Source organism: Actinomadura decatromicini, from assembly GCF_008121305.1.
In the GTDB taxonomy this organism is placed as follows: Bacteria; Actinomycetota; Actinomycetes; order Streptosporangiales; family Streptosporangiaceae; genus Spirillospora; species Spirillospora syzygii.
The window spans coordinates 533,759-550,885 of record NZ_VSRQ01000006.1; the positions used below are offsets into that span (position 1 = coordinate 533,759).

Annotated in this window: 8 protein-coding genes; 3 read left to right on the forward strand and 5 right to left on the reverse strand. The window is 76.3% G+C overall.

All coding sequences use genetic code 11. The features are described from left to right. Positions 1-179: 179 nt before the first annotated feature. Genes FXF68_RS28725 through FXF68_RS28735 form a run of 3 tightly spaced genes read left to right on the forward strand, consistent with a single transcriptional unit; the run spans position 180 to position 4,505 of the window. Entirely contained in the window at positions 180-1,094 is a 915-nt protein-coding gene (locus FXF68_RS28725; RefSeq protein ID WP_148764531.1) for a hypothetical protein, read from the forward strand. 1 nt (position 1,095) lies between these two features. Further along, positions 1,096-3,846, forward strand: coding sequence for an ATP-binding protein (locus FXF68_RS28730; RefSeq protein ID WP_148764533.1), 2,751 nt, complete (start codon positions 1,096-1,098; stop codon positions 3,844-3,846). A 5-nt stretch (positions 3,847-3,851) separates the two neighbouring features. Then, complete coding sequence (locus tag FXF68_RS28735) at positions 3,852-4,505, forward strand: DUF1361 domain-containing protein (protein WP_148764535.1); 654 nt, start codon at positions 3,852-3,854, stop codon at positions 4,503-4,505. On the opposite strand, the gene FXF68_RS28740 is transcribed toward FXF68_RS28735, so the two are convergent. The 5 genes from FXF68_RS28740 to FXF68_RS28760 are packed head-to-tail and all read right to left on the reverse strand — an operon-like array spanning position 4,506 to position 17,105. Next, complete coding sequence (locus tag FXF68_RS28740; RefSeq protein ID WP_148764537.1) at positions 4,506-4,883, reverse strand: hypothetical protein; 378 nt, start codon at positions 4,881-4,883, stop codon at positions 4,506-4,508. Positions 4,884-4,931: 48 nt separating this feature from the next. Then, positions 4,932-6,137: a glycosyltransferase gene (locus tag FXF68_RS28745; RefSeq protein ID WP_148764539.1), complete on the reverse strand. Its 1,206-nt coding sequence runs from the start codon at positions 6,135-6,137 to the stop codon at positions 4,932-4,934. Then, positions 6,134-6,442: an acyl carrier protein gene (locus FXF68_RS28750; protein ID WP_148764541.1), complete on the reverse strand. Its 309-nt coding sequence runs from the start codon at positions 6,440-6,442 to the stop codon at positions 6,134-6,136. Before FXF68_RS28750 ends, FXF68_RS28745 begins: the two co-directional genes overlap by 4 nt. Continuing rightward, positions 6,439-10,707, reverse strand: coding sequence for a beta-ketoacyl synthase N-terminal-like domain-containing protein (locus FXF68_RS28755; RefSeq protein ID WP_148764543.1), 4,269 nt, complete (start codon positions 10,705-10,707; stop codon positions 6,439-6,441). The genes FXF68_RS28750 and FXF68_RS28755 overlap by 4 nt, the downstream gene beginning before the upstream one ends. Then, the gene (locus FXF68_RS28760; RefSeq protein WP_222870125.1) at positions 10,704-17,105 is read right to left on the reverse strand and encodes a type I polyketide synthase; all 6,402 of its coding nucleotides are present in this window, start codon (positions 17,103-17,105) and stop codon (positions 10,704-10,706) included. Before FXF68_RS28760 ends, FXF68_RS28755 begins: the two co-directional genes overlap by 4 nt. Positions 17,106-17,127: the final 22 nt, after the last annotated feature.

The following is a 17,127-nucleotide window of genomic DNA, read 5'->3' on the forward strand; positions in this document are numbered from 1 at the left end:
ACGTGAGCTCCGTTCTGTTCGGGTGCCGTCTCGATCGTCACGCTCGCGGGGACATGCGCGGCGGCGCGCACCGCGCGGCGATGCGCGCACCACCCAAGCAGATTGACATCCGACTTGTCAGGCCGTCCATGCGGTTTCGACCTTCCCCTCGGACGCCTTGCTCAATAACCTGACCGACCATGACCCTGGACCGGGACGGGAACACGGAGAAGACCGACCGTCCGGCGGAGCCCGCCGAGCGTCCGCCCGCGCCGCCGCCGGACCGTCCCGGCGCCGAGGGCGGGCCGTCCCGGACGGAGAGCCGGACGGAAAGCCGGACGGAAAGGCGGGCGGCGGGCCGCGACCGTCCGGACGAGGCGTCGTCCGACGAGAAGGAGGAATGGTTCGTGGTCTCCGCCGCGTCCCGTTCCCCCGGGCCGGGCGGCGGCGCGCCCGACCGGCCGCTCTTCCCCGTCGCCGCGGACCAGTCCGGGTACACGTTCTCCGAGCGCGAGTACGGTTTCGCCGACGTCACGCCCGAGCGGGCGTGGGACATGCGGGCCCGCCGCGCGCCGCTCGGAATGCGTCCCGAGCAATGGACCCGGTGCGTCGACGAACTGCGGGACGCGCTCACGGCGGAGGGCATCGCCGGCGCCGACGTCCGGCTCCAGGGGCCGGGCGCGGCCTTCTGCACGCAGGACCCGAAGAAATGGTTTCCGCAGAACGAGGCCGAACTGCGGTCGCGGGTCATCCAGCAGCACCGGGGCGCGTCGGACGACGAACGCATCCGCCGCGCCGACAACGCCGTCGCGAAATACCGTTCCGCCGGTTTCTCGCAGGGCGGGCCGAAACCCGCCAAGCCGTTCTTCGACAGCCTTTACAAACTCGACCTCGCCCGCGATCCCGACGCCTACGAATTCCAGTTCGCGGGCGACGACCTCGCCGCGCGCCTCCGGGACGTGCAGCACGACGCCCCGGCGCTGCACGCCTGGGCGTGCCGCTGGGAGGAGGCCACCGGCCGCGACTTCACCCTGTCCGCCACCGACCGCCGAAATCCGGGCACGGGCCTGGGCGAGGACGACTGGATGGTGATCGCCGACGAACGGGACGGCTGAGGTGTGGGACGCGGTGCGCGGCCTGCCGGTCTGCCGTCTCCTCGAGGTCCCGCGCCGGGACGCGGCGGACGGCCGCGACGAATGGCGCGACCAGCGCGTGGCCGCGCTCGTCTCCGCCTACCACGCGGGCGCGGAGCCGGTGCTCGTCGGCTGGCGCCGCGCCCTGCCGTCCGGCCCGACCGAGGTGTTCGTCGGCGGCGACGGCCTGCTCGCGGACGGCGACGGACGTTCCGCGACCGTCACCCTCCCCGCGGGCGGACGCGGCGTGATGCTCCCGGACGACCTCGAACAGGACGCGATGCCCCACTGGGTCAGCATCGGCGCCATCACTGACGGCCTGCTCACCGACGACGACGCGCCCGCCGAGCCCGCGCGCCCGTCCCTGGAGGACGGCCTCCTGTCGGTGTGGACGCGGCCCTTCGTGTGGCTCCTCGTCGCCGAACCCGTCGACCCGGCCGAGGCCGGACGGCTCGCCGACGACCTGGCCGACCGGCAGCAGCGCGCCCGGTCGATGGCGGAGATGTCGCCCGAGGAGTCGGTCGCGGCCGACCGGCTGGAGCGGCGGCACCGCGAGCTGCGCCGGGCCGCGACGTCCGGGCTGTGGCGGGTGCACCTCATGGCGGGCGCGGAGACGCCGCGCGCCGCCGCCCGGGTCGCGGCGCTCGTCTGCGCGTCGGCGGACCTGAGCGGGCTGCCGTACGCGCTGGTCCCGGGAGCGCCCGGCCCGTTCGAGGCGAGCCCGTTCGAGGCGAGCACGCAGCTGGTGGCGGCGCTGGCCCGGCCGCCCGCCCGGGAGGTCGCCGGGGTCCGGTTCGCGATGCGGCCCGAGTTCGACGTGACGCCCGAGTCGCCGGACGGCGGGGTGCCGCTCGGCCGCGTCCTCGACCGGAACCGGCGCGACGTCGGGCCGCTGTCGCTGCCGCTGGCCGGCCTGAACCGGCACACGTTCGTGTGCGGGGCGACGGGCGCGGGCAAGTCGCAGACCGTCCGGTCGCTGCTGGCGGAGGCGTCGCGGGCCGGGCTGCCGTGGCTGGTCGTCGAACCGGCGAAGGCGGAGTACCGGCTGATGGCCGGGCGGCTCCCGGACGCGGAGGTCGTCACGATCCGGCCCGGCGACACCGAGGCGATCGCCGCCGGGATCAACCCGCTCGAACCGGCCGCCGGACCGGACGGCCGCCCGTTCCCGCTCCAGACGCACGCCGACCTCGTCCGCGCGCTGTTCCTCGCCGCGTTCGACGCCGACGAGCCGTTCCCGCAGGTCCTGTCGGCGGCGCTGACCCGCTGCTACGAGCGCCTCGGCTGGGACCTCGCGCTCGGCGAGCCCGCGCGGCCGGGCGCGGAGCCGCGCTACCCGACGCTCGCCGACCTCCAGGACGCCGCCGAGCGGGTCGTCGACGAGATCGGCTACGGCCAGGAGATCACCGACAACGTGCGCGGGTTCGTCCGGGTCCGGCTGTCCAGCCTGCGGCTCGGCACGACCGGACGGTTCTTCGAGGGCGGGCACCCGATCGACTTCGACGCGCTGCTCGCGCGCAACGTCGTCCTGGAGATCGAGGACGTCGGCGACGACCGCGACAAGGCGTTCCTGATGGGGACGGTGCTGGTCCGGCTCGTCGAGCACCTGCGGATGCGGCAGCGCGCGGGCGCCGTGCCCGGCCTCCGCCACCTGAGCGTGTTCGAGGAGGCGCACCGGCTGCTGCGGCGCAGCGAGCAGCCCGGGCCCGCCTCGCACGCCGTGGAGACGTTCGCGAGCCTGCTCGCGGAGATCCGCGCCTACGGGGAGGGGCTGATCGTCGCCGAGCAGATCCCGTCGAAGCTGGTCCCGGACGTGATCAAGAACACCGCGGTGAAGATCGTCCACCGGCTGCCCGCGAAGGACGACCGGGACGCGGTCGGCGCCACCATGAACATCACCGACGCGCAGTCGCGGTTCCTCGTGACGCTCACGCCGGGCGAGGGCGCGGTGTTCGCCGACGGCATGGACTTCCCGCACCTCGTCCGCATGCCGGACGGGACGCACCTGGAGACGTCCGCGCCCGTCGCGTCCCCGCGCGCGCTCGTGAGCCCGCGGAGCTCCACCTGCGGGACGGACTGCCGCGACTCCCCCTGCACACTGCGCGACATGCGCACCGCCCAGCGGACGGTCGCGGCGCGTCCCGACCTGGTCCTGTGGGCGGAACTGGCCGCCGCCGCGCACCTCACGGGGTGGGGCGTCCCGCGTTTCGCGCTGGACGGCCTCTCCCCCCGCCTTCACGACTGCGCCGTCTCGCACGCGGTGGACGCCGCCGTGAAGGCGCGCGGCGGGCCCGTCTCATTGGCGGTCCACCTCGCCGCCGCCCTTCATGGACGCCATTGCGAGGACGACGAAACCGAATTCTTCGCCGCGCCGTACCGGTGGTGTCTCGTCCTGGAAGAACTCCAGCGAGCACATCGGACGACACCTGACGCGGCGCGGCACCCGCTGAGCGACGAATGGGCGTCACGCTACGGGAAGGCCATTCCAGGCGGCGCTCTCGCCGATCAGCTCAAGCACGTCACCGCGTGGTGGGAACGCGACCAGCGCGACACCGAAGCCCGAACCGTCGCCCTTTGGGGAGGCGGTTCGGCGGCGATCGAAACGGCCGTGGGCGCCGTCCGCGCCGACCCCGATTGGCCCGACCGATTCCGCGAGGCGACGTCCGCTCTCGGATTCAGCGACGGCCTCCTCGCCTCCTACATCGCGCCCCCCGAAGAGGGCGCTCATGCATCATAGAAAGCATGGGGACCCTGGAGCAGGTGGCACCGAATCTGGTCGACGTTCTTCGCCGTGACATCTGGTGGATGGGCTGGAACACCCTTCTCGCCTGGATACCCGTCGCCCTCGCCTGCGTCCTCTTCCGCGGACGGCGCCTTTCGCGCTCGCCGTTCTGGTGGGCCGGGCTCGTGCTGTTCGTGCTCTTTCTGCCGAACGCGCCGTACGTCGTCACCGACCTCGTCCACCTGCGGGGCGACATCCTGCTGGCCGACGAGGGCGGCCCCGTCGTGACCGCGGTCCTCCCCGTCTACGCGCTGCTCATAGGCTCGGGTTTCCTGGCCTACTACCTGGCGCTCGGCGCCGCCCTGCGGCACCTTTCCCGGCTCGGCCTGGGCGCGTGGCAGGGCCGCGCGACGATCGCGGCGCACGCCGTTTGCGCCATCGGCATCTTCCTCGGCCGATGGGCCCGCCTCAACAGCTGGGAACCGGTCGTCGCCCCGCACGCGGCGCTTGAGCGGATCGTCGTCCAGCTCACCTGGACATGGGCGCCCGTGCTCATCCTCGGCACCTTCCTCGTCACCTGGACGTGCCATTTCATGACGAAGGCGATCACCGAAGCGTCGTTCGACACCGCGCTGAGAAACGCGCGCCGCCTTTTCGGCGCCCGCGCGTCCTGATCAGGACGGCGGCGGCCCCTGCGGCTGCTGCCCCCATTGCCCTCCGGGCGGCGCCTGATGCTGCTGTTGCGGCTGCTGCTGTTGCGGTGCGCCCTGATACTGCGGCTGCCCATAGGGAAGCGCCTGCCCGGGGAGCGGCGGCGGAGGCGTTTTCTGTCCGGCCGTCAACTGGAACCCGATCCCGGCCAGCACGAGGACCGCGCCGATGATCGCGTAATTGAGCATCGCGGCGAGCTGGAGCTGGACCTCCCCTTTGTCCGCGTCCGTCTCGTCAATCTTCGCCCCCGCCACCGTGCTGGCGACCAGCGCGAACCCCACGATCAACAGGCCCGCGAAACAAAGGACCACGAAAATCGGATTGATCTTCTTCCCAGCCATGCGAAGCACGATACGCCCCGCCCGCCGACCCCGGCGGCCCACTCACGATCACGTCAGTTTTTCTAGGCGGTCGGCGGCTTCGGCTGGGGCGTTCGAGGTGCTTATGGCGTCGCGGATGCGGGCGGCGGCGGCGCGGTGCGGAGCGTTTTCCGGAAGGACGGTCGTTAGGGCGGTGCGGAGCTCGGCTGCGTTCACACGGGCGAAGCGGGTCTTGACGCCGGCGCCCGCCGCCTCCACCTGGCGGGCGATCTCCGGTTGGTCGTCGCGGATCGGGGCCAGCACCAGCGGAAGTCCGTGCGACAGGGCCTCGCAGACCGTGTCGTGTGCGCCGTGGCAGATGACGGCGGACATGCGTTCCAGCAGTTTGAGGCGCGGTATCTGCGCTTGGACGAGGACGTTCGGCGGCGGGTCGGGCACCGTCCCCGGCGGCGCGACGAGGATCGCCTGGACGTCCAGGTCGCGGACGGCGTCGGCGGCGGCCCGGAGGAACCGCTGCCCCTCCGCCGAGACGAGGACGGCGGGACCTCCGTCCAGCCGGTCCCAGGGGAACGCGCTCGGCGCCGGGCGGCCGAGGACGGGCCCGACGAACGCGAAGTGGTCCGGGAAGAAGGACACGTCCCCGACCAGCGCGCCGGTGGAGAAGACCAGTACGAGGTGGTCGGAGAACCGCAGGTCGAGCAGGTCGTCGATGCCGTGGTCGAGCTGGAAGTCGGCGATGCGCTCGCGGACCCACTCCTCGACCCTCGGCACGTGCGCGAGGGGGCGGGTGAACTCGGCGGACGTCGCCGCCGACGTCGCCCACGGGAGTTCGCGGAGCCGCGCCGCCACCGGGGCGGCGAGGACGGTCTGGTCCGCGACGACCACGTCCGGCCGGAACCGGTCGACGGCCTTCTCGACGCCCGGCATCATCGCGTGCCCGAGCGGGACGACGAACTCCTCCCACCGGAAGCGCAGGGCGGCGAACCCTCGCAGCTCCAGAAGGCGGTCGCGGAGGGCGGGCAGGCGGGCCTCGAAGTCGGGTTCAAGTGCGGTGAAGAGGCGGGCGCCGGGCCGCAGCAGCCGTTCGAGGGTCGGGCGGTGGCCCGTCCAGGCGACCTTGTGGCCGCGCCTCGCCAGCTCGGCGGCGACCGCGGCGAGCGGCTCGACGTGCCCGGCGAGCGGCGGGACGGCGAACAGGAAGCGCCGCTCCGGCGTCTTCGCGCGCCGGATCCCGGGGTCGTCGAGCAGGGACGGCACCTGCCTACGCCGGCTCATCGGGCGGTCCCGCCGCCCGCCGGAGCCTCCGACGGCCGCCCGACGATGTGGTCGACCACATCACCCACGGTCAGGTTCATGATCTCGTCGAGTTCGAGTCCGGCGACGAAGCCGGGCAGGTCGGCGCGGTCGCCGTAGCGGGCGCGGAGCCGGTCGACCAGCGCGACGAACTCGATGCTCTCCAGGGCGAGGTCGCCGCCGAGCGCGGTGCCGTGGCCGATCTCCGCGCACGGGAGGTCCTCCCCCACCACGTCGGTCAGCGCGCGGACGACCTCGGCCAGGACGTCGTGTGCGGGTGGGTTCATGCGCGGGCCTCCTCCATGTCGGTGCCGCCGGACGCGACCGTCCAGGCGATGACGTGTCCTTCGAGTTCGCGGGTCTCCACGGTCGTGACCGTGCCGTCCGCGGCGATGAGGAGCCGTTCGGCGTCGGCGACGGTCACGACGAGCTCCGGGCGGGCCCGGCCGGCGTCCATGGCCTGGAGCACCGCCTGCCTGGCCGCGCGGAGCCGCCCGTCGGCGTCGCTCAGGGCGAGCCCGATGCCCGCCGGTTCGCGGCCGGGACGGACGAGCGCGACGCCCAGCTCGGCGTCCGACGCGATCGAGACCCGGAGGGGCTCGTCGAACGGCCCGGTGACGACCGGTCCGGACGCGCCCGACTGAACGGTGAGCTCGGCGGGGAACAGCGGCCCGTGCCCGTTGCGCCAGAGGTGGTCGCGGACGGCGTCCTTGGCCGCGATCCGTCCGAGCAGCCAGGTCCCCTGCGCGAACGGCGGCAGGGCCTCGTACTCGGCGCGTTCGGCGGCGCGCAGGTACTGGCGCATGAGCAGGTCGCGGGACGCGGTGCCGTCCCACCGCCGCCGGGCGAGGCACCAGCCGCCGGGCTGCGGCTCTCCCGTCCCGGAGACCTCGGCGGTGAACCTCATCCGCCAGAGGGCCTCGTCGGTGTAGAAGCGGTGGGTCGTCCAGCCGTCGACGCGGGCCCAGACCGTCCCGTCCTCGCTGACCAGCTCGGCCGAGCACCGCATGGTCGTGTCGGTCAGGGACTGGTTCCAGATCGTCGTGTCCAGGCGTTCGCCTTCGGGCGGCAGCGGCCCGTACAGGGCGACGTGCTCGATCCCCACCGGGAACACGGTCTGGTTGGTGTCGCCGTAGACCTGGATCCAGTGGCCGCAGAGCTGGCCCGCGCTGTCCAGGAGCGCGCCGGGGGTGGGCAGCGAGGTCAGGACGGCCCGCACGCCGTCCTCCGCCAGCGCCGTGATCTCCTTGATGCCGCGGAAGAGCGGGCCGTGGAACATCCACCGTTCCTCGTACAGCCGTTCGGCGGTGACGATCGGGGGGCCCTCGACGGTCAGCGGCGTGCGGTCCGGCGCGGACGGCGGCGGGTGGCGCTCGGCGAGCAGGACCGTCCCGTCGGCGTGCCCTTGGATGACGACCTTCACCTTGCGCGGACGGTCGCCCTCGTCCACCAGGTAGGCGGTGACGTCGGCGGCGGTCGGCGGCGCGGCGACCACCCAGCGGACGGCCCGGACGTGCTCGAACCCGACGACCACCAGGTCCGGCAGCAGCTCCCGCGCCGTCTCCCCCATGACCTCGAGCAGCGTCGCCAGCGGGACGATCGGGAACCGGTCCGACGGGTCGGGCCAGCCGGGGGCCTGCGGGAACACGCAGTGGTCGGCGAGGTAGGGCATGGCGTCCAGCGAGAAGACCCGGGACGCCGACAGCTCGGCGGGCCCCGGCGGCGGCACCGCGGCGCCCACGGCGGGTCCGCCGCCGAACGCCTCCACGACGGACTGCGCCCCGGCCGCCGCGTCGTTGAGCAGCGCCTCCAGCTCGGCGAGGACGGGATCGCCGGCGGGCAGCGGCGGCACCTCGGACGCGAGGCGCAGCGGCGGGACGGCGCCGCCCAGCGTGACCAGCGGCGTGCCGAGGTCGAGCCGGACGCCCCCGGCGGGCTCGGGCGGCGGCGCGGACGCCCCGTACCCCTCGGCCCACAGCGCGGCGACGACGCGGCGGAGCTGGGCGGTCCCGTCGCGTTCCGGCACGGCGGCGGCCATGGCGAGGTGCTCGCGCCCGTCCAGCCGGTCGGCGACGAACCCGGTGAGGCCGCCCGGCCCGACCTGCACGAACACCCGGACGTGCGCCGCGCCGTACAGCTCCTCGACCAGCTCGCTGAACCGGACGGGTTCGAGCAGCTGCCGCACGGCCAGCTCGCGGACGGCGGCGGCCTCCCCCGGGAACGGCGCGGCCGTCGTCGCCGACCACACCGGCACGCGCGGCTCCCGCACCGGCAGGGCCTCGGACGAGCGCCGCGCCCGCTTCCCGTACGCCTCCGCCAGCGGCGTGTGGAACCCGGGTGTGAACGGCAACTCCTGGCCGAGGACGCCCTCGGACGCGAGCCGTCCGAGGACGTCGCGCACCTCGTCCGCCGGGCCGCAGACCACCGACTGGTGCGGGCAGTTGTCATGGCTGACGTGGACGCCGGGGCATCCGGCGACGGCGTCGGCCGCCCGGTCCGCGCCGCAGCCGAGCGCCGCGTAGAGGACGTCGGGGACGTCCGGCGCCTCCCCGCCGAGGGAGCGGACGAACGCCTCCACCGCGTCCGGGTCGCACATCCCGGCGACGGTCATCGCCGTCCATTCGCCGACGCCGTGGCCCGCGACGACGTCCGGCTCGACGCCGAGTCCGGCGAGCGCGGCGGCGAGCAGGCGGCCGACGCCCAGCACGTCGGCGGCGTGTCCGGGCAGGTCGGTGCGTCCGGTGAGGGCGGGGCGCGGGAGGCCGAAGCGCGCGGCGACGTCGTCCACGCGGGGGTCGAAGGCGGGCTCGAAACCGGGGAAGAGGAAGGCCAGCCGCCCGCCCTCGGCGAGCAGCGGGCGGGGCGCGAACCACACGTCGCTGCGTCCGCGCCACGGCGTCCCGCGCTGGACGACCGCCCGCGCGAGGTCGAGCCTGCGCGGGGTCGGCGCGACGATGGCGAGGCGGCACGGCAGGTCGGGCGGGTCGTCCGACGCCCGCGCGAGCAGCTCCTCGTCGGGGACGGCGAGCGCGGCGGCCAGCTCCTCCGCCGTCCGGGCGGCGAGCCGGAGCACGCCCTCCTCCGACGACGACGCCGGTGGCGGGTCGGGCGGGCGGCGTCGCCGGGCGCGGCACGACGGCGGCTCCTCCAGGACGACGTGCGCGTTCGCGCCGCCGAACCCGAACGCGTCGACCACGGCGCGGCGCGGACCCGGTCCGCGCTCCCACTCGGCGGCCTCCCGGAGGGGCCGCAGGCGGCCGTCCGCAAGCGCCGGGTGCGGGTCGTCCACGTGCAGGGTCGGCGGCAGGACGCCGTCGCGCAGCGCGTACGCGGCCTTGATCAGCCCGGCGATCCCGGCGGCGGGCATCGGGTGCCCGATCATCGACTTGACCGTGCCGAGCCCGATCGGCGGGCCGTCCGCGCCGAAGACGCGGCGCAGCGTCGCGAGCTCCGCCTCGTCGCCCGCCGGGGTCGCGGTGCCGTGCGCCTCGATCAGGCCGACCGCGCCGGGCTCGGCCGGGTCGAGGCCCGCGTCCCGCCAGGCCCGCTCCACGGCGAGGACCTGGCCGTCCACGAGCGGGCTCATGATGCTCGTCGCGCGGCCGTCGCTGGACGACCCGACCCCGACGATCACCGCGTGGACGCGGTCCCCGGCGCGTTCGGCGTCCGACAGGCGCTTGAGCAGGACGATCCCGGTGCCCTCCGCGAGGAGCGTGCCGTCCGCCGACCGGTCGAACGGGCGGATGGTCCCGGACGGGCTCAGCGCGCGGAGCTGGCTGAACACGCTCCACACCGTGACGTGGTGCGCGTGGTGCACGGCCCCCGCCAGCATCGCGTCGGCCTGCCCGCTGCGCAGCGCCCGCACCGCGTGCTCGACGGCGAGCAGCGACGACGCGCACGCCGCGTCCAGCGTGTAGGCGGGGCCGCGCAGGTCGAACCGGTTCGCGATGCGGGACGCGGCGAAGCTCGGGACGAGCCCGGTCGGCGCGTCCGGCCCGTCCGGGGCGAGCCGGTCGCGGAACGCGCGCCGAATCTCCTCCAGCCGCCGGGGGCCGAGTTCCGGCACCAGTTCCGCGAGCACCCCCGCGACCTGATGCGACATGCTGACCCGCTGGTCGAACCGCGCCACGCCCGGGGTGATGTAGCCGCCGCGCCCGACGACCACGCCGATCCCGGACCGGTCGGGCAGCCGCTCGTCGCCGCCCGCGTCGGCGATCGCGGCGGCCGCCGCGCGCAGCGCGAGCAACTGGTCGGGCTCCATCCCGGGGACGGCGGCGGGCGTGATCCCGAGCCGGGCCGGGTCGACGGTGGCGTGCTCGTCGACGAACCCGCCGCGCTTGCAGTAGAACCGGTCGCTCTCCGGGGCGCGGTCGTAGGCGTCCGGGTCGTAGTAGAGGGCCGGGTCCCAGCGCCCGGCCGGGACGTCGGTGATCGCGTCGACCCCGGCGAGGACGTTGCGCCACAGCTCGGCCGCCGACCCCGCGCCGGGGAACACCGCCCCGGCGCCGACGATCGCGATCGGCTCGCGCGCCGCGTCCGCCCGGCGGTTCACCGGACGGCCCCCGTGAACACGACCTGCGTCTCGTGGCCGTGCGCGATCTCGCGGAGGAGGGCGGCGGCGCCCGCGTCCGGGTCGATCAGGCCGGTGCCGCGCCGCGCCGGTTCCGGCGCCGCCGGGCCGCCGCCCGCCCACGGGCCCCAGTCGGCGACGAGGACGCGGCCGCGCAGCCGCGTCCGCCAGACGTGCGCGAGCGTGTCGCAGGCGTCGTTCGCCGCCGCGTGGTCGGCCTGCCCCCGGCCGCCGTGGACGCCCGCGACGCTGCCGAGCACGACGAGGAACCCGAGGTCGGGACGGACGGCCTGGGCCAGCGCGCACGCGCCGTCCACCTTCGTCCGGAACACGCGGTCGAACGACTCGGGGCTCTTGTCGCGGACGAGCCTCTCCTCCACGACGCCCGCGCCGTGCACGACGCCGTCGAGCCGCCCGTGCCGGAGGTAGACGTTGTCGACGACGCCGCGGACGGAGTTCGGGTCGCGCGCGTCCGCCGCGTGGTAGCGGACGGACGCCGCGTGCCGCCGCAGCGCGTCCAGGTTCCGCCGCATCTCCCGCTCGACGAGGACCGTGCGGATCGTCGCCTCGATCTCGGCGGGCTGCCGGTTCCCCTCGGCGACGAGCGTGCGGCGCAGCGCGGGCTCGTCCGGGGCATCGGGGAACGCGGGCTCGCCGCGGGGCTCCGGCGTCCGGCCGATGATCTCCAGGTGGCAGCCGCTCGTCCGGGCCAGTTCGAGGGCGAGGCGCGCGGTGACGCCGCGGGCGCCGCCGGTGAGGAGGACGACGCCGTCCGGTTCCACGGGCGGGACGGGGTCGCCGTCCAGGTCCGCCGGGACGACGCTCAGCCCGTTCCGGCGCTCGCCCTCGTGCCCGACGACGACCGGGCCGTCCGGGTTGAGCAGTTCGGCGAGGATCCGCTGGGCGATCGCGCGGGGCGTTTCCTTGGTGTCGACGTCCAGGGCCCGGACGTGCACCTCGGGGTGCTCTAGGGCGATCGTCCGGGCCAGGCCGCCGAGTCCGGCGCCGGGGGCCGGGTCGCCGATGCCGCCTCCGGCGAAGCGGCGTCCGAACGTCCCGCCCGCGCCGCTCGCGACGGCGAGCCAGCGCAGCCCGCCCGCCAGCGCGCGGCGGATCCCGCCGTAGGCCCGCGGCAGGACGCCCGGCTCCCCCGGCCGCAGCGCCGCGAGGTGGACGAGCCCGTCGCGGTGGTCGGCGTCCGGCTCGACGTCGTGCACGGTCCGCGCGTGCGCGCCGTGCCGTTCGAGGAGGACGGCCAGCTCCAGCGCCACGCCGCAGCCGTCGTCCACGATCTGGAAGCCGCGTCCGGTGAACGCGGTGCCCGACTCGGGCGGACGGGGCAGCGCGTCCAGCTCGACGACGCGCGGCACCTGGCGGACGACGCCGGGCCGCGTCGTCGGCTCGGGCCCGGGCGCCTGCGCCGGGACGACCGGCGCCGGGAACGCGACGGCCTCGGCCATGGTCTCGGAGTGGCCGGTCGGCGCGGTGACCGCTTCGGGGACGGTGGCGTAGTCGTCGCGCGGCGCCTCCACCGGCGCGGGCAGCGCCTCGCCGGGGAGCGTCTCGCCGGGCAGTGTCTTACCAGGCAGGGTCTCGCCGGGCAGGACCGGGCGCGGCGCGGGCACGTCGGCGGGCCCGGGACCCGGCTCCGGCTCCGGCGCGGCGGGCGGGATCGCGCCGAGGTGCCGCAGGATGACCTCGCGCTGCGCGGCGATCATCTCGCGTCCCGCGCGCAGGTATTCGAGGACGGCCGCCTCCGACCCGCGCGACCCGCCATCCTCCTGGACGCGCTCGGCGGGACGGAGCGCGCCCGGCGGGTAGCCGCCGTCCGCCGTCCGGACGAGATGGCCGTTCACGATCCAGCCGGGTGCCGGGGCCGGCGTGCCGGAGAGGGCGCGGGCGTCCCGTCCGGCGAACAGGGGCAGCGGGTCGACCAGCACCCCGGCGCCGGCGAGTTCGGCCAGCGCGTACAGGAACCGGGTGAGGGCGTTCTCGCCGGGCGCGTCACAGCTCACGGCGGTGTGCGGACGCTCCCCGAGGATCTCGCCGACCAGCCCGGTCAGGACGCGCCCCGGCCCCGCCTCGACGAAGACGCGGGCGCCCGCCGCGTACATCGCCTCGACCTGCTCCACGAACCGGACGGGCGTGGCGAGCTGCCCGGCGAGCGTCACGGCCAGTTCGGCGGGATCGGCGTCGTAGGGCGCGGCGGTCGTGTTCGCCCAGACGGGGAACGCGGGCGAGCGCAGGTCGCGGCGGGCCAGCTCGGCGCGCAGGACCGCCGACGCCGCGCCGACGAGCGGGCTGTGGAACGCGCACGCCGCCGGCAGCCGCTCCGCCGCCGCACCCGCCCCGGACAGGACGGCGAGCGCCCGCTCCAGCCCGGCGGACGTCCCGGCGATCACGACCTGGCGCGGCGCGTCATGACCGGCGACGACCACGTCCGGCAACCCGGCCAGCAGCTCGCGGACGGCGTGCAGCGGTGCGGCGACGGCGGCCATCGCGCCGGGGTCGTCCCCGGCGGCGGCGAGGAGCGCCTCGGCGCGGGCGGAGCTCAGCTCGATCAGGTCCGCGTCGTCGAACACCCCGGCGGCGCAGAGCGCGACGAGCTCGCCGTAGCCGTGCCCGGCGGCGAGGTCGGGGTGGACGCTGAGCGCGGTGAGCAGCCGGTGCACCGCGAGCCCGGCGATGCCGAGGGCGGGCTGCGCGGCCCGCGTGTCGGTGATCGCGGCGTCCTGCCGCCGGACGTCCTCGGAGGTGAACGCGGCGGGCGGGAACATCGCGGGCGCGTGCCGTCCGCCGTCGAGGCGCAGCAGCCGCTGGAGGCGCGGGAAGGCGACGAACAACCCGGCGAGCATGTTCGGCCGCTCACCGCCCTCACCCGGGAACAGGAACGCGACCTGCCCCGGCTCGCCGGACGGGACGAACACGCCCGGCTCGGCCCGGAACTCGGCGGCGGCGGTGAGGGCGCGGCGGAGGTCGTCCGGGCCGGTCGCGACGACGGCGGCCTGGACGGGGCCGTCCAGCGCGGCGGCCGTCCGGGCGAGGTCGCGAAGCCGCGGCGGGCCGCCGTCGCCGTCGAGGAGGGCCAGCAGGCGGTCGATCTCGTCCCGCGCGGCGGCCCGGTCGGCCGCGCGGATCAGGAACAGCTCCGCGGGCCACTCCGCGAGGCCGGACACCGGCTCCGGCGCCCCGCCGTACCCGGACAGGACGGCGTGGAAGGTCGCCCCGCCGAACCCCGACCCGCTCACCCCCGCGTGCCGCTCGCCCGGCGCGACCGCCCACGGGCGGGCGGCGGCGCCGAACGCGAGCGGGCCGTCCGGCGTCCACGCGGCGTTGGGCTCGGACAGGTGCAGCGTCCCCGGCAGGACGCCGGTGTGCAGCGCGTACGCGGTCTTGATCAGCCCGGCGAGCCCGGCGGCGCACCCGGTGTGCCCGATCTGCGAGGTGACCGAGCCGAGCGTGACGGCGCCCGGCGCGGCGTCCGCGAAGACGGCGTTCAGCGCGGCCAGCTCGGCGCGGTCGTCCGCCTCGGCGCCGGTGCCGTGCGCCTCGACGAGCCCGACCGACGCGGGCGGCACCCCGGCGCGCTCGTAGGCGCGGCCCAGCGCGAGCCGCCGTCCCCCAGCGGCGTGCCCGTCGCCCGCGCCGGCGACCGACTTGACCACGGCGTAGATCCGGTCGCCGTCGCGCTCGGCGTCGGCGAGGCGCTTCAGCACGACGCACGCGGCGCCCTCGCCGAGCGCGACGCCGTCGGCGGACGCGTCGAACGCCGCGCACCGCCCGGACGGCGACAGCGCCCCGGCCGACGCGAACAGCAGGTAGTCCCGGATGCCGGTGCGCAGGTCGGCGCCGCCGCACAGCACCATGTCACCGGACCCGGCGGCGAGGTCCTTGCAGGCGGCGTCGAGCGCGGCGAGGGACGCGGCGCCCGCGGCGTCCACGGTGTGGCTCGCGCCGCCGAGGCCGAGCCGGTTCGCGATCTGCGCGGCGATCACGCCGGTCAGCGCGCCGGGGAGGGAGTGCTCGGTGGGGCGCGGGAGCCGGGCGTCCAGCGCGGGCGGTACCTCGCCGTAGTAGGACGGCAGCGCGGCCCGCATCCCGTAGGCGTCGCCGAGGTCGCCGCCGCCGCCCGCGCCGAACACGACCGACGTCCGCGAGCGGTCGAACGGGCGGTCGGCGTATCCGGCGTCGCGCAGCGCGCGGACCGCGACCTCCAGCGCCAGCAGTTGCACCGGTTCGACGCCGCCGAGCGCGTCCGGCGCGATCCCGTGGGCGAGCGCGTCGAACGGCACGTCCGGGACGAACCCGCCCCACTTCGACGGCGTCCTCTCCTCCCCGGACGGGCCGTGGTAGATCTCCGGGTCCCAGCGGGTGACCTCGGTGACCGAGTCGACGCCGCCGACGACGTTCGCCCAGTAGGCGTCCGCGTCGGCCGCGCCGGGCAGCACGCACCCGATCCCGATGATCGCGACGTCGACCGGGCGCGCCGGGGCCGCCGGGGCGGAGCGCCCCACGCCCAGCTCGGCGGCGCGGGCGGCGAGGAAGGCGGTCGCGCCGGACGTCACCTGCTCGTGCAGCGCCGCGACGCCGGTGGTCGCCGTCCGCAGCGCGGCGACCTCGCCCATCATGAACATGCCGTCCGACCGCTGCGCCGCCGCGTCCACCGGCGTGGCGCGGCGCAACCCCTTGCCGGCGACGCGGAGGCGGGCGAGGTTCAGCTTCTCCAGGCGTCGCCGCACCTCCTGCGGCGGCGTCCCGGCCTGCTCCAGCTCGCGGCGGGTGTCGTAGAACGTGTCGACGTAGGGGGTACGGGCGCAGCGGACGGCGTGTCCGGGGGACGTCTCCAGCAGCACCGTCGTGTCGCAGCCGAGCGCGACGTCCTGGAAGCCGGGCAGGATCGCGCCCGCCGCCACCGCCTCGGACGTGAACAGGTACGCGGTGCCCATCAGCACGCGGACGTCCGCGCCCCGCTCCGCGAGCGGCCCGGCGAGCGCCGCCGCCATCGCGGCGGACCGCTCGTCGTGGATCCCGCCCGCGAACATCACCGACAGCTCGGCGGGGTCGATCCCGGACTCCGTCAGCCGCTCGACCTGCGCGTCCCACAGCGGGAGGCTCGCCCGGGGCCCGGCGTGGCCGCCGCACTCGCCGCCCTCGAACACGAACCGGCGGACGCCGCCCGCGAGGTACCGGTCGAGGAGGTCGGGCGACGGCACGTGAAGGTAGGTCCTGATCCCGGCCGCCTCCAGCGGTTCGGCCTCGGCCGGGCCGCCCCCGGCGATCAGCGCGTACGGGGGCGCGCTCTCGCGGACGGCGGCGAGCTGCGCGTCCCGCACCTCCGGCGGCGCGAACCCGAGGACGCCGACGCCCCACGGCCGCCCGCCGAGCCGCGACGCGGTCTCGCGGAGCAGGTGGCGGACGCGGTCGCCGTCCATGCGGGCGAGCGCGAGGAACGGCAGGCCGCCGTCCTGCGCGACCGCGCCCGCGAACGCCGAACCGTCGCTGACGTGCGCCATCGGCCCCTGGACGACGACCGGGTCGGCGCCGTCCCGGCGGGCGAGCGGCTCGGCGCGGACGGCGGCGCGCAGGTGCGCGTCGATCGCGTCCAGGACGGCCCGCACCACTCCCCCGGCCGTCTTGTAGCGGCCGCCGAGCGCGGCGGCGAGCGGCCCGTCCTGCCCCACCGGGAGCGGCTGCGCGCCCAGCCTCGCCGGGGCGGACGGGCCGGCCGCCGGAGGCGTGTAGACGCGGTGGCCGTCCACGACTGCGGTCTCGCCGCCGTCCATCGCCGTCAGCGCGGACACGACGCCGGCGGGCAGGTCCATCTCCCGGACGAGCGCGAGCTGCACGTCGAGGACGACCCCGGCCGCGCCGCCCGCGACCGCCGCCGCGGCCGAGTGCGCGCCGATCCCGCCCGCCGCGTACACGGGGACGTCCACCGACGGGTCCGCCAGCAGCCGCTGGAGCAGCACGAATGTGCTCAGCCCGCCGACGCGCCCGCCCGCCTCCGAGCCGCGCGCGATCAGCGCGACGTCCCCGCCGAGGCCGCGAGCGACGTGCAGCGCGGCGGCGGCCTCCGCCGGCCCGACGACCTCGACGACCAGGCGGCGGCCGCGGGCGAACCCGGCGAGGTCGACGAGGCCGTCCGGGCGCAGCAGCGGGGCGTCGACGAGGACGGTGTCCACCGCGTCCGGCAGCTCGCCGGGACGCACCCGGCACCCGGCCGGGACACGGACCCCGAACGTGCCCGTCCACCAGCGCCGCACGTCCGCGAGCGCGGTGAGCGCGGCCGCCCGGTCGGCGCCGAGGTCGAGCACCCCGGTCCCGCCCGCCCGCGCGACCGCCACGGCGAGCCCCGGCACGGGACGGCCGAACGGGGTCACCCCGATGGCTCCGGGCCGGGTC